Source organism: Leptolyngbya sp. FACHB-8, assembly GCF_014695575.1.
Taxonomy (GTDB): Bacteria; Cyanobacteriota; Cyanobacteriia; order Elainellales; family Elainellaceae; genus Vacuolonema.
The window spans coordinates 1-24,893 of the sequence record NZ_JACJOO010000010.1 but is presented as its reverse complement, the minus strand read 5'-3'; the positions used below and the strand labels follow the sequence as shown (position 1 = coordinate 24,893).

The window sequence follows — 24,893 nt, the reverse complement described above, 5'->3', positions numbered from 1 at the left end:
CTGCACCTACAAATTTGAAGATGAATGGAAACGAGAAAGGTTTAAGCGATAGAGTAGAAAACTAAGTAGAAGAGTCGCAATCGCTGGAATACAAGGAATCCAAAGACCCTGTAACAACAATAGATAACAGATCGTAAGGTTTATGACTATAGCACAGGCGATCGCTCTCCTTTGCCATCTAGACATACCCCATGCTAAAACTCCACCCAGTCCAGCCCATGCACTAATCCAGATCAGCTCAACGAGAGGATGCCATACCTGCAATAGAGGACGTCCATTCAGCACAGCACTCAGAAGCTGACTTGTCATTTGGGCCTGTAATACAACACCGGGAGGACGGGCTCCAAAGGCTCGACCGTAAGGGGTCATCCAGCGATCGCCCGTGCTGGATGTTGCAACACCAATCAGTACAATGCGATCTTTTATTGTGTCAACTGGCACTTCTCCTTTGAGAATCTGCCCCACTGTAACCTGCTGAGCGACTTCAGATAATGTGGGTGCAGCTCGATAATTGAGTAGGATTTGGCTACCTCGTGCATCGAGAGATTGGTAACCTCCAGATCGGGATCGCAAGGCATGAAAGGTCACATCACCCAGTTGCAGTGCAGAGTCGGGGGTAAACTGAGGCGAAATTCCCTGGGCATGAAGATAGCGAAATGCTAATTGCACACTTAATGCATAGGGAGTAACGCAAACCGAAGCAGAATTGGGGCTGGTAAATAATAAGTGGCGACGAATCACTCCATCGTCATCCTGTACAACGTCACTAAACCCCAATTGAGCCGGTTCAACCTCTGGTGGTGGCAGGACACCTGAGGGGTCATCCTGGGTATCAGGCCGTTTGCAAATGGCGACGAGCCGTTGGGATTTAAGCTGTGAAGCTAACTCAGGACCGGCTGCAAAATCATGATAAATATCCAACCCAATAACCTGGGGTTGAGCTTGCTCAATCCTTTGCAATAGGCGGCTGAGGGTGCGATCGGAAAGGGAACCCTGACGGATAGCTTGGCCTTCTGCTCGAATGTCATCTTCGGTTACGTTGACGATTAACAACCGTGAATCTGGTAATTCAGCAGGGCGTCGTTGCAGGAATTGGTCGAAGGCGGCTAACTCCAGGGGTTGCAGAAGGCCGAGCCAGCGAATGGCGGCGATCGCCCCCACGGCCAACAGACTACTGAATCCAATTGCAGCCCGTTCACGGGGTTGAGGCAAGCGTGGAGAAAATTGGCGATCGCGATACCAATCCTGCCAAAAGGGAGACTCCTCTGCCGGATTTTGACAAATTACAGGTAACCAGGTCGCGCAGGGAAATTCATCTGCCCAGGACTGTAAACGCTCACGAGCTTGACGTACTGAAGCATGCAGCGATCGTCCCCCCGAAAAAGCTGCCAGAAACGATTTGAGAAATTCCTGGGCAATGCGATCGGGCACCGATTCACGCATGACAATAATATGGGGCAGGTGTAATTCCGCCAGGTCATGAGCCAGGCTTAATCCATCGCAAGAGTTAAAAATGGCGAGTTTCAAGCCATGACGGATCGCGGTTTGTAGGCCATATTTAATTTGCTCAATAGACAAACGCGCATTTGGGTTAATTCGGATGTAACCCTGATCCTGGCTAGAACTATGCCCTGCAAAAAATAGGATGTCCCAATGGCCCTTCCAGAGTTGTTCACTGACCGTTGCCTGATCAGGTTCCACTAAAAATGTAATCTCGCTGTGGGGCAGTTGTTGAAGGAATTGCTGGTCGGCATCCGTATCAATGCCCTGGCGATCGCCCAAAATGGCAAGAATTCGTACTTTGGCGGGTAGGGATGCGGTGGAAGTGGAGGGCGATCGCCCATAATTAGCCGGACTCAAAGCCAATTCAGCCAAAGGATAATCATCTAAAAACTCCCACAGGTGCCAGGGTAATCCTAAGGCTTCATCCGTCTCAGCCGTTACAATGAGGCGAATATGGTCGTCTGGATGGAGTTGGGTGCGCAGTAATTGATCGACTAATCGGAAGAGATCGTTATGTAGCCATTGGTTAAACTGTTCCTTCAATTTTTCACAGAGCGTTAAAAACTCTGAGCGAGATATGACGGTGATATCCTCCTCAATAATCTCAAAATCATCACTCCAATCATTTCTGATGGGTGTTCTAACCTCATGCTTGAGTAAGGATTTTCGCCACCCCATTCCTGTATAAAGTGTGAGATAAAATTGCCGCCAGCGATGATGGCTTGCCTCAAGATCAGGTGCTGGGGGTAATGCGCCAATTCGTTGGATTGGCGTTAACTGTTTGGGTTGCCAGATCTGCACGGTAACGCTGCTAAAGCCCTGTGCAAGACTTCCTTTACCTAAGTTCAGCGTCACCCAATACATCATGGCCTTATCCCACAAATGACTCCAAAAAGAGCGGTTCATCCAGTGCGACCTGAATCCAAAAAGGTTTACCTGCCGGACACACAAACCGTTTGAGTTGAATGAAGTCTGCATCTTCGCGGGCCTGCACCCATTGCACCACTTCGCCTACATCGGTGAGTAATGCCAGGGAAAGATTGGCGGGTAGGGGGCGATCGCCCGGATAAAGGCGTACTCGGATTTGGGACGATCGCTCTACCTCTGCCAAGATCACCATCAAGATCACATGGTGACCGTCTCCTAATGCAATCGAACGCGCCCGTCGCACAGCCCCATCGCTGTCGGTGCGATCGCGCAGGCTATAGGCTAACTGAGGTTGAGTCTGGATTAAGTTTTCTAGGGCTTCCCATCCTTCCTCAAAGCGATGTTGCAGCCAGTTCACGAGTTTAACGCTTGAAGGAAGGAGCGATCGCGCCTCCGATGTCCGCCATTGCTGGTACAACTGCTGTCGCGTTTCACCGTGGCAAAGCAGTTCACTCCATTGAGTATAGGGAAGCGTCAGCCGGGGTGGAAGAAGATCAGAGAGCTGGAGAAGGGATTGAATTTGCGGTGGAGCATGGGCCGGGGCAGGCAATAGTGATGCCTGAGTGGATTCAGTGGGATTCAGTTGGTGGATAACCCAGAGTGCTGTGACATCTCGAACCAATTGAGTCGCATCCAGAACGTAGGAGCGATCGCCCGCCTGGTATTCACCTTTTGTTTTAAGCTGAGCATGCGTTGTATATCCCCAGAGGCGCAACCACTCGCCTTCGGGATCGATTTGTACAGCCACAAAGTAATCGCCAGCCCATTCAGCCAGGTCAACCCACTCCTGCGGCACAATTAATTCCTCGGTATCAATTTGCTTGCTCGGAATGAAGACAAATCGCTTATGGTTCAGGGCGATCGCCGTACCATTCACAGCCCCCCATAACTCCGGCAACTCATTCGCCAACCAAACCCGCGCCGAGAGGGAATAGTCCGTCTGGAGCCAGAACAACACAGTTCGGATACACATACTGTTGAGGTAGGCATTCCACCGCCCATCGGGATGGCGTAATTGCCGGCTCTGGCGATCAGCCTGTGCCCGGATAGCTGCCTCTATCTGTAAAACAATTTCGGTCGGTGAGGCATACAAAAAGACCATGAATCGACTCCTGAACTCGGTCAGCGATGAGTTGGAACGGTTGGAGAATCAGCCGTAGGAAGATGGTGATACAGCCAGTCCTCCAGTAGAGCGCTGATACTGTTCATTACGGTCGAACTGGGCTCGATATGCAGGGTCGATTGACTCCAGCGCACTACCGCGATCAGCAGTTTTTCCCTTGCCTTTGATAGGCGGCGCGATACGGTGTATTGGGGCAAATCTAATTGTTGAGCAATCTGCTGTTGCGTTAACTGCTGCTGATAATACGTTTGAAGAAGATGTTGGGATTGTGAATCAAGCTGTCCTAGTGCTGCGGAGAGGATTTCGTTAAGCTGCGATCGCTGCTCCTGTCGAACACGCGTGTCTTCCTGTTCCATCAGCATCGTTAGAGGTGGCTCTTGCTGGGCAGGTAGCTCACTCTGCCAGTCACTTTCATCTTCAGATCGAGGAGCATTCAACGACAGAAATGTAGGGTACAAATAAGTTCGAACTTGTTTTGCACAATAAAGCAACCAGGTTTCCATCGTAGCCGCATCGATGGTAGGGTCTTGTGGCGATCGGCGCTGGTTGTAGCACTGAACCAGGGTTTCCCAGTCTTCCGCATCAGGTCGTTGAATGCGCTGACGGTTCGCCGAGCGTAGCAGTTGATAGCCCGCCTCGTAGCTCTGGCAGGCCAGGACGTAGCGGGCGATCGTCTCCGCAGACAATCCCACCTGCTGCAACGCTTCCTGTATCCGCTTGCGGCTTACCCGCAACAACAAGGCCCAATCATTACACAGATTAACGGTCTGCTGTTGTCGCAACGAATCTCGAATAATATTCTCAAAGGCAATTCGGCTATAGGGTTTCAAACTAACGTGATGATTTGGGTCACAGGCTCGTAAAACCTTTGGAAGTTTTTCCAGGGCTATCTGGAAGCCATCAAATAGGGGGTTGCCAGTCTGGGCAACCCGTTGAGCGGCCCAGTACCCAACCTCTTGGAGATAAGCACTCAAGTGAGCCAGGGAAAGCTGTTGTGAGGATGTCGTTTCTGTTGCCAACCATTGGTGATGCCAGTAAACAGCCCAAAACGCTTCAGAACTGGTTTGATGGTCTAACTCAGCCATTCGCATCTGCATACTACGGCGCAAGCGTCCGTCTACAGCCCATCCTTCGGCGCGATCGCCCGCGAACTGTAGGAACGTTGTGAATTGATCCATAACGTCTTGCCGAGCCTGCATAGCGTGGAATTCCAGTGCCTCTCTAACGACAAGCGATAGCGAAAGACCGGATGCCAGCGGTCTACCATGGGTTTCCGATCATTGTAAACCCTGACCAGTAGTAAGGATGGGACAAGCGAGTGGTTGCCATATCTACCACTTCAGACGGATGTGGAACATTTCGTAGGACTTGCTGAATTACAGGATTATCTAAATTGAGACGGCCCTGAAGCAAGGCGAGTTGAGTTTGGCGTAAGGCTTCTCCTTTCGTTGGAGCCGTTTTTAGGTTCTGATAAAATCCTGTCATGAGCGCCACTGTTCCGCTGTCGGAGACTTTCCATAGACTTGCCAGTGCGGCTTTGGCTCCCGATTGTACGGCTAATCCAGCAAACCCTAGCTCGGCATTCGTATCTCCCAAAGCGGTACGACAGGCACTCAGTACCAGCAATTCTACAGGAGGAGCCTGTAAGTTCATGTCCCGAAGCTGGTCTAGCCAGAGGCGGCGATCCCAAAACTGAATGTAGGAATTTTGAACCGAGCCAGGTGCAAAATCGGCATGGGTTGCTAAGTGAATCAGACTAAAGGGTTGGCGCGATCGCTGCTGTCTCAAATTCTCCACCGTAAACTGCTGATTCAAGCGAACTTCACCCGGCCACAACTGACGGATAGCTGCCAGCTCTACAGGGACAGCAGGAAGGGGTTCCTGGTTTTGAAACTCTGATGCACCCATTGCTAAAACTTGCGCCTCAGAGAGCTGTGAGGGGCGGCGATCGAGTAAGTTAAACGCTGGAATAATGCCAATACTGTATTGCTCGATGAGGAACTGCTGACCATCATGCAACGCGGCCATGGGCACACTGCGTAGCTTCCCGCCCAAACAGAAGATCAAATTCGTAATCCCCTGTTCCTCTAACACAGGCTTTAGGGGCTCGATAATCCATCGATACAACTGCTGTGCTGGGGGTAAATACTCACTCGTAGACGTATTGATATTGACCAGTCCCATCCGTAAATTGCGAGTCGTGGTGGTCAAAACTTCAGCAGATGCTTCTGTAACCCGATGGTGACGAAGTTGCCCGCTAGGCAGGAGCAGAATTATTTCGAGTTGCTCAGGAATCGATACCGCATAAATGAGCGCTGATCGCTGCCCTGTCGTACTAGCGGTTTGTCTCAAACCTTGAGCAATTTGCTCAGGAGGAAAAAGCTCAGTTCTGAAGTATCGGCCATAATATTCATTTAGCTGTTGCCGCCATCCCTGCTCTAATTGTTGAACTGCTTCAGCAACATTTCCTGCATCTAAGGATGCTTTTAACTGCTGTGGGTTCAGTCGGAGCGCAGATAATGGGGGTGCATTTGGTATTACTGGACTCTGAGTTTGTGCGCTGAGAGGCAATCGGAGCAATAGCGCAACGCAAAGAGCTAAAAGAAAGCAAAAAGCCGCTCGATAATCATGTTTCATTATCAGTGACGCTAATCGATGGGGATTTCGCAGCGATCGCATAGAGACAACACTTTGCGATTCTGCTTACAATTCTCTCAACCCTTGGAACGATTCAGCATCAGAGTGAACGTAAGCTTAAACGGATTGAATTTTACCTGGATTTGCTGATAGAGCACTTAGAACTTGATCCATATGGGAGGCGTAGTCCATACGCACCACGCCTCCTATCCTATGTATCTTCACATCAAAGCAGTATTACAGCTCTCTATCTAATCTTTGGGCAATGTCGCGAATATCGCGTAGATACACTTTAATTTTTCCAAGAGTCTCAATAAACCAGAAAAAGAGCAGAATTTGTAGTACAAATACGACGAGTGCTAATTCCATGGCTTTACTGCTCATCTTATATAGAGAATAATTTTTTGGAATGTTGCCCCTTTCAATTCAAGTAAGCCTAACATCCCAACAGGTTTTGAACCAACAGAGAGGGTACCATTTCAGCAATTCTCAGTATAGGCATCAAAGCCAAGAGTTCACGCCCTACGGGCGTGAACTCTTGGCTTTGATGCCCGAAAACCGCCCGCCAAAGGCGCGCGGTTTTCGGGCCTGATTTCAAAATGAGAATTGCTGGTACCGTTTGGATTACGTCGCTATTTCTCACTCAGGCACAACGATCTTTTGTAAAGCTTCTGGTAATTAATGGATAGCTTTCGGTATGAGCGCGATCGCATCGCCATTAAAGTAACCACGAGCCCAATACATCCCGTTACGGTAAATAGGAGTGCTATTCCGCGATCGGTTCCGGTTCCAAACCAACCACCGATCAGATCAGCACCTGCACCGGTTGTCATAAAGGGGATGAAAATGAACTGGGCGATCGGCCCAATCATAAACGCTGTAAGGGGTGATGCGGCTTGCTCAATACTCTGGGCAACGCCGAAAACGCGTCCCTGACGTTCTAGAGGTATAACAGTTTGTAGAATCGTTTGCTCTGCTGCCTCAACGACAGGGATCAAACAGAGGTACATAAACATCCCTACTGCCAACAACCCCACAGATGCCTGGATCGTGAAGCCAGCGGCAATAATCCACATCGCAATATTAGCCACAAACAATGTCTTCAAGGGGCTTTTCCCTAAGCCGTTTCGGGCAACAAGCAACCCACCGACAATGAAGCCTAGGCTTAGGATTCCCCACAACAACCCCCAGATTTGGACTGAAACCAGTGACAATCCATAGGCATCCATTAGGGACATGAAGACCCCGCCTAAGAAGTTGTTAAAGCAATTAAAGAAAATAAGCCCAAATAGCCCAGGGACAAGACGGATTGCACGGACAGTTCCCCGTAGGTCAATATTTTTCGTTTGATGCTCAGTATGTGCCGTCCTCTGCTCTGGAATGTGGAGGGTTGTGAGATGAAGGATGACGGCAATGGATAAGGCGATCGCTCCAACCAGCACCCAATACACCCCCAGAAACCCAATTGCCAATCCACTAAAGATGGATGCTATCAAAAAAGAAACACCGTTCGCTGTACCTACCAAACCATTCGCCTGATCACGCTCTGCTTCAGGTATCAGGAGCGTAACGAGAGTAGGAAGGGCGATCGTACGAATGTTTCCGGCGATCGCTCCCATTAATGTCAGAACAATAAAAATCCAGAGTGCAATGCTAGATACATTTGAAAAGATAGCCGAGGGTGTGGAAACAAAAAGGATATAGGCGAAGGTATATAAAATGAGTGAAACATAGCTTGATAACAGCATCGCTGTTTTCTTACGATACTGATCAACTAATGAGCCAAGGAAGAAGCCAGAAATAGCGACTGTTCCAACATATATCCCTGCCATCATCGAAGTTGCTAGTACTGATCGGGTTTGCAGGTATACCCAGAAGGTAACGGCAAACCAGACGAAGTTATTGGTGAGTGCTGCGATGAGAGAGTTTACCAGGGTGGTATAAAAAACTTTTGCCATAGCAAATCGTAATAGGGCTCAGTTCTATCCGTGCTCTAAATTCCTAAAGACCAAATGCGCTATTAACTGAGCAATTCCTACTCTAGTTATAGAATTGAAAGGGAATTGAGAAATGAAATCTTCGTTTTGGAGGTCAATTTGGGATGTAGATGTAGAGCATCACAGTTCCTCCACTTGTTATAGCCTTTTTAGAGTAGCGATCGCCTCCTATTATGGCCTCACCCAATGGCATGAGGTTTGTCTAGTAGGCTGCAGCCTAAGTTCGCAACCTATGTTTTTGTGTAGGGTGCTTCGCACCCTACACAAAAACATAGGTGATGGATTTCCGCCTCAGCGTACTAGTCTTTCGGAAATGAGAGTGTTGTCTGAGAGCCGAAAGTATATCCTTCGGCGATCGTGCTTCATCTGTGTTGTCTTTGCTTATTTGCGCTCTACTCAAACCAGGATTATCCTGACAAGAGTATCCGGGCTATTATCTAAAGCTTATTAAACTTAATTGAGATTTATATGATTCAGTCTCGTAGGATTACCGTCTTAGCAATTGGTTCAACTGGAGATCTCTACCCATACTGCGCGCTGGCTTTAGGATTGCAGGAAGCTGGACATCAAGTTAGGGTAGCCACAAATTCTAATTTTGAAACTTTTGTGCGCGGCCTGGGTTTAGATTTTGCGGCGATCGCTGGAGACTATCAAGTTTTACTCCGTTCAGAACTGGGGCAGAAGCTTCTTCAAGGCGAAATGGTCAAACTGATTGAGGATGACCTGTTGCAACAGCAAATGAACGATGCCCTGGCAGCGGCTCAAGGCACCGAGGTTTTCATTTTTAATCATCTAGCAATTTGGGGTTACCATGTTGCTGAACGTCTGGCGGTACCCAGCTTTTTGGCTCCAACGGTTCCCCTCAGCCCTACCCGGCAGTTTCCCTTTCTCAATTTTAGTGAGGATACAGTTAACCTGCTCAAAGGCGGGCTCAACTATGCTAGCTACCTCTTAGTGGAACTGTCAGGTGCATGGCAAAGCCACACCCTCATCAACACCGTTAGAAAGGCATGGGGCTTATCACCACTGCCAGCGCTTGGCCCTCGCTTTAGAAGTGATAAACCCCCTTATCTCTCTCCCTTACCCATACTCTACGGAGTTAGCCCATCGATTATGCCTAAACCCAGGGATTGGCGAAGTTCAATTTATATGACAGGTGCGTGGTTCCTTGATCGCTTGGAGCAGTATGAGCCTCCAACCGCATTAGTCAAGTTTCTAGAGGCTGGAGAAACACCCATCTGTATTGGCTTTGGAAGTATGGCCGATGCAAATTCAGAAGTATTAACTGACATTGTGATTGATGCAGTTGCGGCATCAAAGCAACGAGCAATTCTGCTGTCCGGTTGGGGTGCTCTTGGAAGGATAGAAACTGCTGGTCTCTTTCGAGATCAAGTTTTTGTGGTGGAATCAGTTCCCCATAGTTGGTTATTTTCCAGGGTCAAAACCGTCGTACATCATGGGGGGGCAGGCACGACAGCTGCTGTTTGTCGCGCTGGGCTTCCTTCAGTCGTGGTTCCCTTTTTTGCAGATCAAATTGGATGGGCCAAACGGCTGCACCAATTGGGGGTCAGCCCAGAACCTATATCAAGAAAGCAATTGACCGTTGAATCCCTCGCTGCGGCAATTGAAACCGCGACAGGCGATCCGGTGATGCAGCAAAAAGCAGCTCAGCTTGGGATGAAAGTTAACAACGAGAACGGCGTGCAGCAAGCTGTTTCGGTCATTCATCAACACTTGGAATCGATTGCCATCGGATGAGGTGTTGAGTGGGTATGAGATAGCACTCGTCCTACCCTACTACCGCTTCTCAAACTCTGGCACCCGTTGTGTAATCCTCGCTGTCCCTGCGATCGCTCATCCCTCCACTATCCATATCCAGCTGTGGTTACGGCTTCCTATTTTATCCACCCCTGATTCTCAATACTCTGGACAGTTTTTCTGAAACCCTTGATTTTGCGTGCGCTTCGCGCACGCAAAATCAAGGGTTTCAGAAAAACTGTCCGAACTAATGATTCTGGTTGACTGTCCAGGTTTTTTTATCTGCTACTTGCCACCTGCTACTTCAATAAAGCTTCCTGTTGTGTAAGATGCTTCATCTGATAGGAGCCATAGGATTGCATGGGCAACCTCCAGAGCCTGCCCTCCCCGCTTCATGGGAACCGAGATTTTAACACGTTCTACCCGATTCGGCTCGCCGCCGCTTGCATGAATATCGGTGTAAATGAAGCCTGGGCGAACGGCATTGACGCGAATTCCTTCGTCAGCCACTTCTTTGGCCAGCCCAATTGTGAGTGTATCAATCGCCCCTTTTGAGGCGGCATAGTCTACATATTCGCCTGGAGACCCCAATCGCGCAGCCACGGAGGAGACATTGACGATAGCTCCTCCGCCTCCTCCCTGGTTAGTAGACATCCGTTTGATGGCTTCCCTTGCACATAGAAAGCTACCAATAACATTGGTGGCAAAAACGTGGTGAAGCCGAGCTGCATCCATTGCTTCTACTTTTTGTTGCTGTTCCAAAATACCGGCATTATTGACCAGTGCTGTGACCGTTCCTAATTGTTTATCAACAGCTTGAAAGAGGGCCACGACTTCCGATTCAGAAGCTACATCTGCGGCGATGGCGATCGCTTGTCCCCCACTTTTTTCAATCGTCTCAACAACACGTTGGGCGGCTTCTTGACTGTGACGATAGTTGACGCAGACAGCATAGCCTTGCTGAGCTGCGAGACAGGCGGTAGCTGCACCAATGCCTCGGCCTGCCCCCGTAACGATGAGAACTTTTTTCATGATGCTGTAACTGAACAGCCCCTATCTTATATTATGTCAGCAGTTCTTATTATGAGCTTCAAAGCCAAGATTGCGCGCCCGTCGGGCGCGCAATCTTGGCTTTGAAGCCTGAAAACCGCTTGCCGAAGGCAAGCGGTTTTCAGGCCTAATTTCATACTGAGAATTGCTGATATTATGTCGAGTTAAATGTTGATGATAAAAAGTGGCGTAGCGCTTTGCGCTACGCCACTTTTTATCATCAACATTTAACCTTACTTACTATTAGAAGGATTTACCTTTCCAGTCTGTAAACATTTTTAGTTTGACAATTATTTCTCTTTACTCGACGTCAGATTCCTGTAAGCCTATTTCCCGAACTTTGAATTCTTCCACGTCGGTCAGCAAGAGATATTTCCTGATCAACTCTTCGTTAAACTCGGCATGGCGATTCATTTTGTTCAATAAATTTCGTCGTTGCTCCAGTACTTCCAGGTAGATGGATTGATAGCCTTTTAATGAGTTCTGCCAGTCAAAATTTGGTTCTTCGAGTTGGCGATCGAAAAACCTCAGATCGACTTCGAGTTTAAAGCGGACTTGCCAATTAGCTGAGCTTCCATCGCAGTTATTCAGATTTCAGGGAGGCCATATCAATCACGAAGCGGTACTTCACATCAGATTTGAGCAGGCGATCGTAAGCTTCGTTGACCTTCTGGATGGGGATAACTTCGACATCCGCAGTAATGTTGTGCTTGCCGCAAAAATCGAGCATCTCCTGGGTTTCCGGGATGCCGCCAATGGTAGAGCCAGAGAGGCTACGACGACGCATGATCAGGCTAAATGCTGCAACATCCAGGGGTTTCTCCGGTGCGCCGACCAGGGTGATGTTGCCGTCGAGGCGGAGCAGATTGAGATAGGCGTTGATGTCGTGCTTGGCAGAGACAGTATCGAGAATGAAATCGAAGCTGCCCGCGTGTTTTTGCATTTCCTCAGCATTGCGGGAAACCACTACTTCATCAGCACCCAGGCGAAGTGCGTCTTCCGTTTTGCCAGGCGAGGTGGTGAAGACAACGACATGAGCACCGAAGGCATGAGCAAACTTCACGCCCATATGCCCCAGCCCGCCAAGACCGACCACGCCGACCTTTTTGCCCTCAGTGACACCCCAGTGCCGCAGGGGGGAATAGGTTGTAATTCCGGCGCAAAGGAGCGGTGCAACCCCAGCCAGATCGAGGTTGTCTGGGACTCGCACAGCAAAGCGTTCATCCACGACAATGCTATCGGAGTAGCCGCCATAAGTAACCGGAGCAGCCCTGTGCTTGTCTGGGGAGTTGTAGGTGAAGATTGTATTTTGGCAAAACTGCTCAAAGCCAGCTTTGCAATGAGGGCAGGTTCCATCCGAATCAACCATGCAGCCAATTGCAGCCAGATCGCCGGACTTGTACTTTGTCACTGCTGAGCCAACGTTAGTGACACGCCCAACAATCTCGTGTCCAGGAACAATTGGATAGGTTGTGGACATAAAGTCGCTCCACTCATCACGGACTGAATGGACGTCAGAGTGACAGACGCCGCAGAAAAGGATTTCGATCTGAACGTCGTGTTCAGTTAGATCGCGGCGCTTAATTTGGGTAAAGGCCAGGGGTGATGTTGCACTGGCTGCGGCATAAGCTTTCGTGTTGTACATGATATTGATGCTCCTATTGGTTTACATTTCGTGTCTGGTATTGCTCGTCACTGACCTGTTCCAGCCATTCCACAGGCTTGCCGTTGAGGGCCTCCTGAATGGCAATGTGCGTCCTGGCTCGTGTGCTTCGAACAAGGGGTCAATACGAACCGTGCCGGTATACTCGTCTGGGCCTTTGCCGGAAGCTTGAGAGCCACTTCGTTTGATGTCCATTCTTCAAATTCCTTCGTTAGATGCCATGCAGACCGCTAGCCCAATCGTAGAGATTGAGTACTGATCATCTGCTCTATCCATGGAGATGGAAATTCTTAAGAAGCAAGATTCGCTTTGATGCCAGTTCGGTGGCCATCGGCAGATTGCTTGCTCAATCAAATCTGAGTTGTTCTCTTAAATAAAAGTCCAGACGCTTGCAAGAAGCCGGAATCGTTTTTCATTGCCTTAGCTTTATTCTAGGAACTCTCAAGGGCCAGCAATAGGACAATCGTCTAAGATCGTTGTACAATCCTGCAAACTTATAGCAATTTTAATTGAACAGCCCACAGACAAAACGCGAGGCAAACCGAGCGCAAGCTAACAGAGAGGAGCTGACGGAGCGAATTGCACAGGTAATTCGTCAAGATGGAACAATTGAGCCACTAAAAGGATTGCATCTCAACCGTTTTTCTTCCCCTTTGGAATGTGTGCATAGTGTCTCTATTCCTGCCTTTTGTGTGATTGCTCAGGGCAGTAAGGAAGTGCTGCTGGGTAGCGATCGCTATCAGTACGATCCAATGCACTATCTGCTGGGGACGGTCGAACTGCCGATTGCCAGCCGAATTCTAGAAGCAACCCAGGAGAAACCGTATCTGGGGCTTCGTCTCGATCTCGACTCCACCCTCGTTGGCTCAGCTATGGTTGAGGCAGGTTATCCCTCATCACAACGAGGTGCCAGTGTCAAAGCGATCGCTGTTAGTTCATTAAATGCAAACCTGTTGGACGCGGTTGTACGGCTCGTCAGGTTAATTGATTCCCCAGCTGAAGCGCATGTTCTCGCACCCCTGATTAAGCGCGAAATCATTTACCGGCTCCTGACGGGAGAGCAGGGTGCTCGGCTGTGCCAGATTGCTGTTCTGGGTGGCTACACCCATCACATCGCCAGAGCCGTCGATCGCCTGCGGAAGGACTTTAACCAACCGCTTCAGATTGAAAGTATGGCACGAGAGCTGGGCATGAGTGTTTCGGGTTTTCATCATCACTTCAAGTCGGTCACAGCCATGAGTCCTTTGCAGTTCCAGAAGCAACTACGGCTCCAGGAGGCTCGCCGTTTGATGCTGGGGCAAAACCTTGATGCGACCAGTGCTGCTTACCGTGTGGGGTATGAAGATGCTTCGTATTTCAATCGGGAATACAAGCGGCACTTTGGTGCACCACCCATGCGAGATATGGAACGGTTGCGCGAAGCTGCCCGGGAGACTGCTAACTCGATATGACCTCCCTCACATCGTCGGCCCAGGAGGACAGAGTTTTGTTGGGGTGAGGATCCGCTAACCTAAACCTGGCCGGTCGATCGCTATCAGACGTAATCCGAGAGCAGGTAGATGACGGATGCCGAACCCAAGCGAACCGCTCATTCCAGCCCCGGTGCAACATAAAACCGGAGTACCGTTAACAGATCCCCCCTCAGACCATGCCAATTTACGACTGTCCTGTAGCCGAATAAACGTTTGTCTTTCAGGCGGCGTTCCAAACTCATTGAAAGAATTCACAGGTATATTCCTCGCATTCAGGACAATGCCCTGCATCTCAAGGGTATTGCAATTACTGAATTAACATACAGCGTTTTTCAACCGCTTAAAACCTGGTTGTTTTTGTGAGAGCCGCGCGGAGCGCGGCTCTCACAAAAACAACCGTGTCTGACTCAAGCGCAAGGCGCTGTATTTTTCCAGCTATGAAATGGGATGTGAAACTAAATCACATTCCATTTCATCGTTTTATTTACAATACTCTGGACAGTTTTTCTGAAACCCTTGATTTTGCGTGCGCTTCGTGCACGCAAAATCAAGGGTTTCAGAAAAACTGTCCGAACTAATGATTTAGTAATGGGCATTTTCTTATTTCTGTATCCGTGGAACAGGATGATCAGTAAGGGCCTAAAGCGAGAGCGGCGTTTCAACTTGTCTTGAAACGCCGCTCTCATTTTTGTCGCTGACTTCTACCTACGTTCAGGATTGCCGCAGGTTAGCATAGCTTCAATCGCTGATTACCGACATTAGTTGAAGTTACGCTTAGAAACCTCTTGCAGAGCTTGCTGCTAAGACTGCACGAAGGTCATAGCGATCCAGGTTCATTACCTTGTCCCATGCTGCCACAAAGTCTTTCACAAATTTCTGCTGCGAGTCTACGCTTCCGTAAACTTCTGCGAGGGCTCGGAGCTGAGAGTTTGAGCCGAAGATGAGGTCGACACGGGTAGCGGTCCACTTATGTTCGCCGGTTTTGCGATCGGTCCCCTCAAACTCATACTCCTCTTCAGATGCCGCCTTCCATGTCGTGCCCAGGTCGAGCAGGTTCACGAAGAAGTCATTGGTCAACGTCTCTGGGCGATGGGTAAAGACACCATGCTTGGACCCTCCAAAGTTTGCACCCAGGACACGCAGTCCGCCCAGGAGAGCTGTCATTTGAGGAGCAGACAGAGACAGCAACTGCGACCGATCAACCAGCAGCTCTTCGAGCGATTCGCTGTGTCTGCCGCTGGTGTAGTTGCGGAAGCCGTCTGCAGTCGGTTCAAGCACCGCGAAGGACTCAACATCCGTTTTCTCCTGCAACGCGTCCATACGTCCTGGCTTGAAGGGGACTGTCACGTCGTGACCGGCATTCTTCGCCGCTTGCTCGATGCCTGCACAGCCGCCCAGAACGATCAGGTCAGCGATCGAAACCCGCTTCCCACCAGATTGGGAGTTGTTGAATTCCTGTTGGATTCCCTCCAGGGTTTGTAGCACGGTTGCCAACTGCTCTGGTTGGTTGACTTCCCAATCCTTCTGTGGCGCAAGACGAATGCGCCCCCCGTTCGCTCCACCGCGCATGTCAGAGCAGCGGAACGTTGATGCCGACGCCCAAGCGGTCGAAACCAGTTGGGAGACAGATAGTCCCGAAGCAAGAATCCGTTCCTTGAGGGCGGCGATGTCCTGCTCATCAATCAACTCATGGTCGACTGCGGGAATGGGATCTTGCCACAGGAACTCTTCTTGAGGAACCTCTGGGCCGAGATAGCGTGAGCGGGGGCCCATGTCGCGGTGCGTCAGCTTGAACCACGCCTTGGCGAACTGCTCTGCAAACTCATCCGGATTATCGCGGTACCGCTGCGCAATCTGGTTGTAGATAGGATCCATCTTCATAGACATGTCCGCCGTTGTCATCATAGGGGCGTGTCGTTTCGATGGATCGTGGGCATCGGGCACCGTACCCGCACCCGCGTCACCCGTCGGCTTCCATTGCCACGCGCCAGCAGGGCTCTTGGTCAGTTCCCAGTCATATTTGAACAGAGTTTCGAGATAGCTGTTGTCCCACTGGGTCGGTGTGGGAGTCCATGCGCCTTCGATACCGCTGGTGATTGCATCGACGCCAACCCCCGTGTTGAAGGTGCTTTTCCAGCCAAGTCCCTGATCGATTACGGTGGCACCCCCAGGATCAGGTCCTACGTGCGTCGCCTCGCCCGCACCATGGCACTTGCCGAACGTATGCCCACCGGCGGTGAGCGCGACGGTTTCCTCGTCGTTCATTGCCATTCGACTAAAGGTCTCGCGAATATCACGGCCTGAGCCGATCGGATCAGGCTCGCCGTCTGGCCCTTCTGGGTTCACGTAGATCAGCCCCATCTGAACGGCAGCGAGAGGATTCAGGAGCACGCGATCGCCCTCATACCGTTCATTGCCAAGCCAGGCTTTCTCAGAACCCCAGTAGATGTCTTCCTCGGGCTGCCACACGTCCACACGCCCACCGGCAAAGCCGAGTGTCTTGAAGCCCATCGACTCAAGGGCGCAATTGCCTGCGAAGATCATGAGGTCGGCCCACGAGATTTTCTTGCCGTATTTCTGCTTGATGGGCCAGAGCAACATACGCGCTTTGTCGAGGTTGGCATTGTCGGGCCAACTGTTGAGTGGCTCAAACCGCTGGCTACCCGATCCCGCACCGCCGCGACCGTCGCCAATCCGATAAGTGCCAGCACTGTGCCAAGCCATCCGGATGAAGAGTGGTCCGTAATGACCGTAGTCGGCTGGCCACCAGTCCTGAGAGGTAGTCATCAGCTCATAGATGTCTGCCCTCAGGGCAGCTAAGTCGAGAGTCTTGAACTCCTCAGCGTAGTTGAATTCCTCACCCATAGGATTGGCTTGTGGGGTGTGCTGGTGGAGGATGCTCAGATTCAAATAATGCGGCCACCACTCTCGGTTCGATGGCATATGGCGAGGCTTATTCTGACCATGGCCCGTAAATGGGCATCCACTTCCGCTGCTCATAGTATTTTCCTAACGAGGTGTTGGTGTAGATTTTCTTGACATACTGGAGGTATTACAAACACTGCCAACAAGTAGCACATAATAATTATTGGGATAATCGATGGGAAATATAATTGACGGGAGAAATAATAAACGTTGTGTTTCGAAACAATGGGTTTGCGATTTGAAACAATCGGTTATGCCGGTAGCTCAAGATGAGTCTGTAAAAACATACATGTCCATAAACTGCTAATGTTGGGCTGTAAGTAAGTATTTAGAATCACGAACAAAATAATCTGTAATTCTTGTTGTGAGAGGGGCGGCTTTGCCGCCTCTCTCACAACAAGAATTACAGGTTAATAAATCGCGATCCTTAGCTTGAAGGAGCTAGATAAACATTAAAAAGTTGCTTGTTTTTCAGAATTTTTCAGTTACTAAAGGTTGGTAAAGATTGCTATAAAAGATTTCAAAGTTATTTGATTCTTTATTAACGAAGCCTTGACAAGTAGTTTTACGTTTGAGGGTGCAAATTAAATATCTTTGTATTTGCATGAGCGAGTTACGTCCTATAAAGAGCAACTTAAAACTCGCATTGTTGTGTTCGTTGTTGGCTTTCTCACCTTACCGTGAGCCTATTTTCACAATATGAGTTGAGTCGATCGAAAACGAGCATTTTGGGCCGTGCAACGCACACCCAAAATGCTCTGAAACCCGAAGGAAGAGGGTGCTTAGCGCCTCTTTTCTCCGGGTTTTGGAACAGACTTGAGATCTACTGAAGTTGTTTCTTACATCATTAGTTCAGACAGTTTTTCTGAAACCCTTGATTTTGCGTGCGCGAAGCGCACGCAAAATCAAGGGTTTCAGAAAAACTGCCCAGAGTATTGTTACATAGGAGCTGCGCTTATCTCAAACGCATTCACTCTGCATCATCCACTAAAAGCGTGACAGCATCAGCGCTTGCTTTCGCTCGCTCTCTGGCCTGCTCTACAGTATCACCCAGGGCCAAAGCAACCCCCATGCGACGATTCCGATAGGCGCGAGGCTTGCCAAACAGCCGCAATTTGCTGGTCGGTACCTGCAACGCCTCGCGGATTCCGGTAAATCGGGGATTGTCACCTGCCCTATCAGCTAGAATCACAGCCGATGCCCCCGGTTGGATCAAGCTAATCTCGCCAATGGGAAGCCCGGTGATGGCCCGCACATGCAACTCGAATTCAGACATATTCTGACTGATTAGAGTCACCATCCCTGTATCGTGGGGACGGGGACTGACTTCACTGAAGTAAACGGTTTGTGTTGTATCGCCTGCTCCCTGAATAAAGAGTTCTACGCCAAAGATGCCCCATCCTCCAAGGGCCGTCGTAATCTTCTCAGCAATCTCCTGACATTGCTCCAGAGTCTGAGGATGTAGGGCGCACGGCTGCCAGGATTCTCGGTAGTCGCCACTGACCTGAATATGCCCAATGGGGGGGCAGAAGTGGGTTCCGGAGGCTGAACGAACTGTCAGTAAAGTAATTTCAGTGTCAAAGGGTACAAATCCTTCTACAATCACCCGCCCCCCTTTGGTGCGTCCCCCCGCTTGAGCATAATCCCAGGCGGGTTGAACTTCTGCCTCGGTGCGGATCGTACTCTGGCCTTTGCCGGAGGAACTCATGACGGGTTTGACTACACAGGGTAAACCCAGGTCTGCGATCGCCTGCCGGTATTCAGCTTCTGTCTCAGCAAAGCGATAAGGCGAGGTTTTCAGTCCTAACTCCTCGGCAGCCAAGCGCCGGATCCCTTCCCGATTCATTGTGAGTTGGGTCGCCTTAGCGGTGGGAATAACTCGCCAGCCTTCCTGTTCCAGCTCGACAAGAGTGGCCGTTGCGATCGCCTCGACCTCAGGCACAATCAGCCCTGGTTTTTCCCGCTCAACAATCTGCCGCACCTGTGCTCCGTCTAGCATATTGATCACATGTGCTCGATGGGCTACCTGCATGGCCGGTGCGTTCGCATAGGCATCGACTGCAATAACTTCTAACCCCAGGCGCATGGCTTCAATTGCAACTTCTTTGCCCAGTTCGCCGGAACCAAGCAGGAGAAGTCGTTGAGCAGTTGTGGTCAGGGATGTACCCCAAGTTGACAGGTCGGACATGATGGAAGACTGAAGATAAGAAGGTTTGCTTTCTCTTCATTATCAATGAATGGGGAGGTAAGTTAACCTTCAGCTCAGTAAGCTATCCGGGTGGAGGTGGCCGTAGCACTCACTCTTGTGTGATTTAAGCGACACAACCCATTTAAGTTGAGGTGGCTATAGCTCATGCATGTTGCAAATATGTGGATGCTGGTTCACCCCATCCACATGTCTAGAACACTATCCAGAGGCTATAGGAGGCTTTGTATGACTTCAACCAGTGATTTTAGTTTGACCGGTTTTGTAACAACCCAGGATTTGTGAGAGGCTGGAGTTAACGCTGGTTAAGTGTCCTTTCAGATCAGAGATGGCAATTCCAACGGGGCTTTGCTCAAAGACTTGTCGGAACTGTTCTTCACTTTGTCGTAGCTCAATCGTGCGTTGTGCAATTCTATCTTCTAGCTCGTCATTCAGTTGCTTCAGAGCATTATCTGTGTTGTGGTTTTGCAGAAGTTCAAGCTTTTCGGTTTCTAACCGAGAAACCTTTTTCTCCAAAACCTCCACTAACTTATAGATTTCGACAGGGTTCAGTGCTTGCAGCAAGGTACTTTGGGTTACGATTCCCAGTAGCTCTCCGCGATCGCCTTTTACCACAAGGTGACCCACGTGTTTTTGTTGCATCCATTCCTGGGCAGCCCAAAGCGAATCAGTGGGGCGTACAGCGAACACAGGAGACATAACTTGCTGGGCCTGAATCTGTTTGAAGTTCAAATTCAATACCTGCAATTGAACAACATCGCTTTCCGTCACAATGCCAACAGGCATTAGTAATGGAGAAGACAATCCACTTACTGTTGCTGCCCCTGCGGCTTGGCTCTCAATGATCACGACGGAACTCACGCGATGTTGTGTCATCCGTTGTGCAAGCTGCAAGACTGAATCTTCTACCGAAGCATGAATGACCTTGGAAGTCATAACTTCTGAAACGGTTCGTAAATGAAACAAACCTACGGAGCGCAACAATTGCCGTAGAGTTTCATGGGTTAGCAACCCAACAACCTGATCCTGATCATCCAGAACCGGAAGATGACGGATATGATTCCGTTGCAAAAGATGCAATGCTGCAAAAATATCCGTAAATTCAGCCTGACGCAGCGTAATCACATGCCGAGTCATTACCTCCACAAGGGGCGGGTTGGTTGCTAAGTGACCGTCAGTAATCAGGCGTACCACATCTCGTTCGGTTAACAAAACAACCAGCCGATTTTCCTCCATAACCAGCAAACAACTGGCACGGGCATTAGTTTGCGAAAGGTTTTGTATCCCAAGACCCTCATGCCAAGAGCAGGCCGAACGGGTTGCACTCATGCAAGCGATCGCGTCCGTAAGTGAAATATCCGGTGAAACGGTTAAAGGATTGACAACGATTGCCTGCTTCAGTGCGATATCGGCTACTAGGTCTAAGGACATAAAGTATTTGACAATTGATTATTGGCAAGGCTTGCTTTTCTTAATATGCCCTTTAGAAGGGAAAGGGTATGACAGGAGTACGAGCTATTATTAAAGTTAACAAGAAATAATTTGTGTACCTACAACCCTTTCCACGGGGTTAAAATGCTACACATTAAATTAGTTTCTTTCTATTTTTTTACTAAATCTTTTTAGAGGAATCTGGAAGTTTATAGAATCAATACCTAAAAAAGTTCTGTAATTTTTCGGATGGAATAAAGTAATTTTGGAGCGAATAAGTAAGAGCTAAAACCTGAACTGGCTACTAGGCTATAGAGTGCTACATACAACCGTAAGTACGTGGCTACAGAGACGGGTGAAGGCAGTTGTCGAAGGGTATCGAGAACTCCCGGTCCCGCCCATCGGGCAACCTCAGCACCATGCTCTGCCCACTCAAGACCATATTTTTGTGAGAGCTGCGCGGAGAGCGGCTCTCACAAAAATAACCAGATTTTAAGCGCTTGAAAAGCGCTGTAAGAATAGTCAGGTTGAATCTCAGGTTATGAAAATCCTGGGTTAAGAAAACTAATTTCACGAGTGGCAATATCTACGCCTATAGAATGGCGATGCAAATGAATTAGAGTTGTTGTAAATAACCTCAAATAGGGACGCGGTATATCAAACAGATCGTCTTTAAGCAAGCTGCGATCGCCTGGACGATAGTGAATTGTTTATCAGAATTAATGAGCAGGTGTTTCAGATTTCGGGACAAAACAGTACGTTTCTAATCAGTGATGAGTTAGCCCAGGCGTTGCAGGCTGCACCAGAGGGCATTGTTAGCATTCGACTGGTAACGGAAAGTGGAGAAATGATCGACAGCGAGATCGGCCAGGGAACCGTCGAAGCCTGGAGAACGGTGTATACACCTGAAATTGGAGCTCTATCAAATAACGATTAATCCGACCGTCTATTCCTACTTCAGATAGGTACAAGGGTTGTTTGAGTAACTCATCCCTATGGGTCGCTCGGTTAGTGGTGTTCTAAACATGTGGATGGGGAAGTGGTGAGAGATGTACGAAATGCTCCTTTCACCACTCTCCCATCCACACGTTTGAAATATGACCAAGAGGAGTTCAGAATGTAACAAGTGCCCGACGAGCCTGACTATAGAACACTCTAATTTGTTAAGTTTTTCGGGCGACAAGAGAGTATTGCCCAACTGGTAGAATTGCATCGTCTGGTGCCCACTTCTGCCTTATAAATAGACGTTCCCGCTTGGTCAGACGGTTTTAAACTGTCCCAGGTAGTGAAACTTGGCAGGCTTGGCAGAAAGCTGTTATGGCTCTTTGCTTGGTGTGGGCGGCCGGTCGGGGATAGAGCCGCGAAAGGGCTTTATATCTTCTTAATCTGTAAGCTGCACATTTTTAATACGATGTCTCGAAAGCTCTATTACACATCACGATCGCCCTATGCCCGCAAGGTGCGGATTGTACTGGCGGAAAAACAACTCCCCTGCGAGATGATTGAGACCGACATCAAGCAGAAATCACCTGAATTCTTACAGCTCAACCCTATTGGGAAAATTCCCGTCTTGGTAGATGACAACGGCCTGATCTTCTGGGACTCAACTCTGATTGTGGAATATCTGGACGACAGCTATCCAACCCCCTCTTTCTACCCCTCAGGGCGGTCGGAGCGGCTGCGCTGCCGTCAAGGAGAAGAACTGGCAGATACGCTGATTGATGAAGTGGTTGCTCTCTGGTATGAAACTCGCAAGGGAGGTGACGCTAATCCTCAAGTACAAGCCCTGCACCAAGGCAACATTGATCGGCTGATCGCCGTTTTTGAGCAACAGTTAGGTACGACGAGCCACCTGCTCAGCGACCAGATTACTGCCGTAGATATTGCTGCTATTTCTGGTTTGGGCTACTATAGCCTGCGATTTGGCAAAGATTGGCAGTCTTCCTACCCTCGTTTGGCTCAGTGGTTTGATCAGCTTCATCAGCGCCCATCCTTGCAAGACACAATACCTAAAGCGTAGAGAGCAAGGTAGAAGACGACAGAATCATGTAGCAACGTGCAAGTGCGTTAAGTATAACAACAGTGGTGTGGAGCACCTCATGCCCCACACCACTGTACTTAATCAACGCGCACAGCGCCATATCGAATAGAATTTGAACAGTTACTTTGAAGGCTTTGCAATGCAAGGCCTTCAAAGTAACTGTCTACTTGGGTTTGAACAAAAATTGAAAGTTTACACCCCTTTTGGGTGCTAACTTTTCAAGTCTGCATCCATCTTTGGCACAACAATATTGTGGGCCATAGGTTAGTTAGGACACCAGAAGCTGTGGGAGCCAACGTCTTCCATAACTGGCAATAGGAGATGGTGCGGCGTAAAGCACCTCCTATTACGAGGCTTCTTCAACTGGATGCTGTATGAACAAGAGTGGGCTCAAGTTCGCAGGCTTGCACTGTTTTACGTGAAACGATGCGAAGACTATGGGGATAGCGAGGTCGTGAATCTCCCTTTAACCAAATAGGGGGCACCATCATCGCCTCGTAGCATTCGATTTCATAAAACACACCAGGCCGCTCGACTAGCTCCACTAGGGTGCCTGGCAAGTATTCAAACATCTCATCCCAATCAAGGGGGGAAGAACTATCCATAGCGATTCACTTCGACAAGGATTCAAGGGTTTAAGGCACAGTTCCAGTTGCAGAACTATAGCAGTGTGTCCTATCGTGCCAACACATCCCTCTCTAGGAGTAGAAAAGGATAAGAAATTATTTCTGTATTCATTGTTACAGATTATCTGCCAAATTGGGGCAGTTTGGCAGATAAGTTCACAAACCCTGACAAAAGACCATCGGTATTCATGAGAACTACTTCACCACTGACTGTGGTGAGGAGTGGAATTACACCACTAACCTGACGAAGCGATCGCCGCGGTACCTACGAAAGAACCTCTCGCTTGAGAACTGCCACAAAATCCATTAATTCTCCGTCTCTACGAGTTCCAGAAACAATCGTTACCAGTTCCCAGCCCCTTGCTCCAAATTCATTCAATACATTCTCCAGTTCCACGTCATCGATCCTTCCGGGATCCATCGGCCCCTGAGCAAAGAACTTAATCGTTCTGTATTCCCATGTGTGCATAGTCTTCACCCTGCATCTGGTGCATAAAGTATGTGCTCTCAAGAAACTTACAGTTTCTTTTATATATGAGGGAGAGGAGGGCGATCGCTCTCCTCTCCCTCATTCGCTCCTAAAAAGAAACGCCTGTTTCTCAAGAGCGCCTGACCTACTACTGCGCACACACATGAATGGAAGAAGCTGTTGATAATTAGGAAACAATTCCTCCCTTTTACATAGATTAGGTCAAGTTTCTTGAGAGTATACATCAGTAAAGATGCGATCAGCGATCGCCCGACTTCGTGCCAAGTCTGATGAGTGTTGCGATTGCTTCTTCATCTAATCCTTTGACCCCTGCAATATTCATTCCTTCATAAGGTCTTTCTGCTTTGAAAGTTTGGTGCAGTCCAGTTTGGATGTTCCATATCTTGATGGTTTCGTCAGCGCTGCCACTTTTAAGAGAGCAATTATCTGGGTTAAACTTCGTTCCTTCAGGGTGTAGCGATCGCAAAGTTATCAGCAAGTTCAGTCTGCCGTCGTGCATGCAGTCTTCGCAGTTCTTCTGCGGTTAAAACAACACCACGTTTACGAGAACTGTGCTTACGTTCTATATCCGCTCAACCTAGCTAACGCAAAGGCTCCTCTGGTAGAGAGCTATTAATATGGCGAATAGTAATGTGTGTTTTCCATGACCCTTAAACCAATAACTTACTTTGATAAATCTTGCGGCAGGAATTTTTTTAAACCATCTATTTTGTTTCTGAAAACGATGCAAAAACTGTTGTCCCCCTAAACTTCTACCCACTAAATACCAAGGCATTGTGCTTAGGAGAAAGCCTACTACTCCTATAGAAACGACACCAATAAAGTTGAGCTTGCTTCGAGCTACCATGATCCCTGCTAAAGGCATGAAAACTTCAGGAGGTATAGGAGAAGCAATCATTAGCACCAAAATACCCAAATAACTTATTTGCATCAGCCCTTTCAAGGTGCTTTTTTATCTTTTTTAGATTTCGATTCACTCAGCAATCGAGCAGTGGAGACATGAGGTTTGTCTTTTTGCCGTTCGGGTTTTGGAACTTTCTTTTT

Annotated in this window: 18 protein-coding genes and 1 pseudogene; 4 read left to right on the top strand and 15 right to left on the bottom strand. The window is 48.9% G+C overall.

Annotated elements, in window-relative coordinates; translation table 11 throughout:
- Positions 1-6: 6 nt before the first annotated feature.
- The 5 genes from H6F91_RS01925 to H6F91_RS01905 all read right to left on the bottom strand — a co-directional run bounded on the left by H6F91_RS01925 (position 7) and on the right by H6F91_RS01905 (position 8,148).
- The gene (locus tag H6F91_RS01925) at positions 7-2,409 is read right to left on the bottom strand and encodes a CHASE2 domain-containing protein (protein WP_242035592.1); all 2,403 of its coding nucleotides are present in this window, start codon (positions 2,407-2,409) and stop codon (positions 7-9) included.
- Entirely contained in the window at positions 2,375-3,532 is a 1,158-nt protein-coding gene (locus H6F91_RS01920) for a DUF1822 family protein (protein WP_190775043.1), read from the bottom strand. The genes H6F91_RS01925 and H6F91_RS01920 overlap by 35 nt, the downstream gene beginning before the upstream one ends.
- A 20-nt stretch (positions 3,533-3,552) precedes the next feature.
- The gene (locus H6F91_RS01915; protein ID WP_190775042.1) at positions 3,553-4,752 is read right to left on the bottom strand and encodes a sigma-70 family RNA polymerase sigma factor; all 1,200 of its coding nucleotides are present in this window, start codon (positions 4,750-4,752) and stop codon (positions 3,553-3,555) included.
- A gap of 61 nt (positions 4,753-4,813) precedes the next feature.
- Positions 4,814-6,190, bottom strand: a complete 1,377-nt coding sequence (locus H6F91_RS01910) for a CHAT domain-containing protein (RefSeq protein WP_190775041.1) — start codon at positions 6,188-6,190, stop codon at positions 4,814-4,816.
- Between the two features lie 632 nt (positions 6,191-6,822).
- A complete protein-coding gene (locus H6F91_RS01905) occupies positions 6,823-8,148 on the bottom strand; it encodes an MFS transporter (RefSeq protein WP_190775040.1) in 1,326 nt (441 codons plus the stop codon).
- Between the two features lie 507 nt (positions 8,149-8,655).
- Between H6F91_RS01905 and H6F91_RS01900 the strand changes: the two genes are divergently transcribed.
- Positions 8,656-9,945, top strand: coding sequence for a glycosyltransferase (locus H6F91_RS01900; protein ID WP_190775039.1), 1,290 nt, complete (start codon positions 8,656-8,658; stop codon positions 9,943-9,945).
- A 285-nt stretch (positions 9,946-10,230) separates the two neighbouring features.
- Here H6F91_RS01900 and H6F91_RS01895 read toward each other — a convergent pair whose 3' ends face one another.
- The 3 genes and pseudogenes from H6F91_RS01895 to H6F91_RS28480 all read right to left on the bottom strand — a co-directional run bounded on the left by H6F91_RS01895 (position 10,231) and on the right by H6F91_RS28480 (position 12,853).
- Complete coding sequence (locus H6F91_RS01895; protein WP_190775038.1) at positions 10,231-10,977, bottom strand: SDR family oxidoreductase; 747 nt, start codon at positions 10,975-10,977, stop codon at positions 10,231-10,233.
- A 601-nt stretch (positions 10,978-11,578) separates the two neighbouring features.
- Entirely contained in the window at positions 11,579-12,640 is a 1,062-nt protein-coding gene (locus H6F91_RS01890) for an NAD(P)-dependent alcohol dehydrogenase (RefSeq protein WP_190775037.1), read from the bottom strand.
- Positions 12,641-12,653: 13 nt separating this feature from the next.
- Positions 12,654-12,853, bottom strand: a pseudogene (locus H6F91_RS28480) (hypothetical protein).
- A gap of 314 nt (positions 12,854-13,167) precedes the next feature.
- Between H6F91_RS28480 and H6F91_RS01885 the strand changes: the two are divergent.
- Positions 13,168-14,109 carry an AraC family transcriptional regulator gene (locus H6F91_RS01885; protein WP_190775036.1) on the top strand — a complete coding sequence of 314 codons (942 nt, stop codon included), beginning with the start codon at positions 13,168-13,170 and terminating at the stop codon, positions 14,107-14,109.
- Positions 14,110-14,163: 54 nt separating this feature from the next.
- Here the strand turns inward: H6F91_RS01885 and H6F91_RS01880 are convergent, their stop codons facing one another.
- The 4 genes from H6F91_RS01880 to H6F91_RS01865 all read right to left on the bottom strand — a co-directional run bounded on the left by H6F91_RS01880 (position 14,164) and on the right by H6F91_RS01865 (position 20,692).
- Positions 14,164-14,385: a hypothetical protein gene (locus H6F91_RS01880; protein WP_190775035.1), complete on the bottom strand. Its 222-nt coding sequence runs from the start codon at positions 14,383-14,385 to the stop codon at positions 14,164-14,166.
- A 519-nt stretch (positions 14,386-14,904) separates the two neighbouring features.
- On the bottom strand, positions 14,905-17,130 hold the full coding sequence (katG, locus tag H6F91_RS01875) for a catalase/peroxidase HPI (RefSeq protein WP_190789198.1): 2,226 nt from the start codon (positions 17,128-17,130) through the stop codon (positions 14,905-14,907).
- An 895-nt stretch (positions 17,131-18,025) separates the two neighbouring features.
- The gene (gene purT, locus H6F91_RS01870; protein WP_190775033.1) at positions 18,026-19,243 is read right to left on the bottom strand and encodes a formate-dependent phosphoribosylglycinamide formyltransferase; all 1,218 of its coding nucleotides are present in this window, start codon (positions 19,241-19,243) and stop codon (positions 18,026-18,028) included.
- Positions 19,244-19,495: 252 nt separating this feature from the next.
- Positions 19,496-20,692 (bottom strand): CBS domain-containing protein, encoded by a 1,197-nt coding sequence (locus H6F91_RS01865; protein WP_190775032.1) that lies wholly within the window; start codon positions 20,690-20,692, stop codon positions 19,496-19,498.
- Positions 20,693-21,422: 730 nt separating this feature from the next.
- Here H6F91_RS01865 and H6F91_RS01860 point away from each other — a divergent pair.
- Positions 21,423-21,629: a hypothetical protein gene (locus H6F91_RS01860; RefSeq protein ID WP_206754884.1), complete on the top strand. Its 207-nt coding sequence runs from the start codon at positions 21,423-21,425 to the stop codon at positions 21,627-21,629.
- A 474-nt stretch (positions 21,630-22,103) separates the two neighbouring features.
- Entirely contained in the window at positions 22,104-22,712 is a 609-nt protein-coding gene (locus H6F91_RS01855) for a glutathione S-transferase family protein (protein ID WP_190775030.1), read from the top strand.
- Positions 22,713-23,092: 380 nt separating this feature from the next.
- Here H6F91_RS01855 and H6F91_RS01850 read toward each other — a convergent pair whose 3' ends face one another.
- The 3 genes from H6F91_RS01850 to H6F91_RS01840 form a co-directional block, all read right to left on the bottom strand.
- The gene (locus H6F91_RS01850; RefSeq protein WP_190775029.1) at positions 23,093-23,338 is read right to left on the bottom strand and encodes a hypothetical protein; all 246 of its coding nucleotides are present in this window, start codon (positions 23,336-23,338) and stop codon (positions 23,093-23,095) included.
- Positions 23,339-23,624: 286 nt separating this feature from the next.
- A complete protein-coding gene (locus H6F91_RS01845) occupies positions 23,625-23,828 on the bottom strand; it encodes a DUF4177 domain-containing protein (RefSeq protein WP_190775028.1) in 204 nt (67 codons plus the stop codon).
- Positions 23,829-24,087: 259 nt separating this feature from the next.
- Entirely contained in the window at positions 24,088-24,348 is a 261-nt protein-coding gene (locus H6F91_RS01840; protein WP_190775027.1) for a hypothetical protein, read from the bottom strand.
- Between the last annotated feature and the right edge of the window lie 545 nt (positions 24,349-24,893).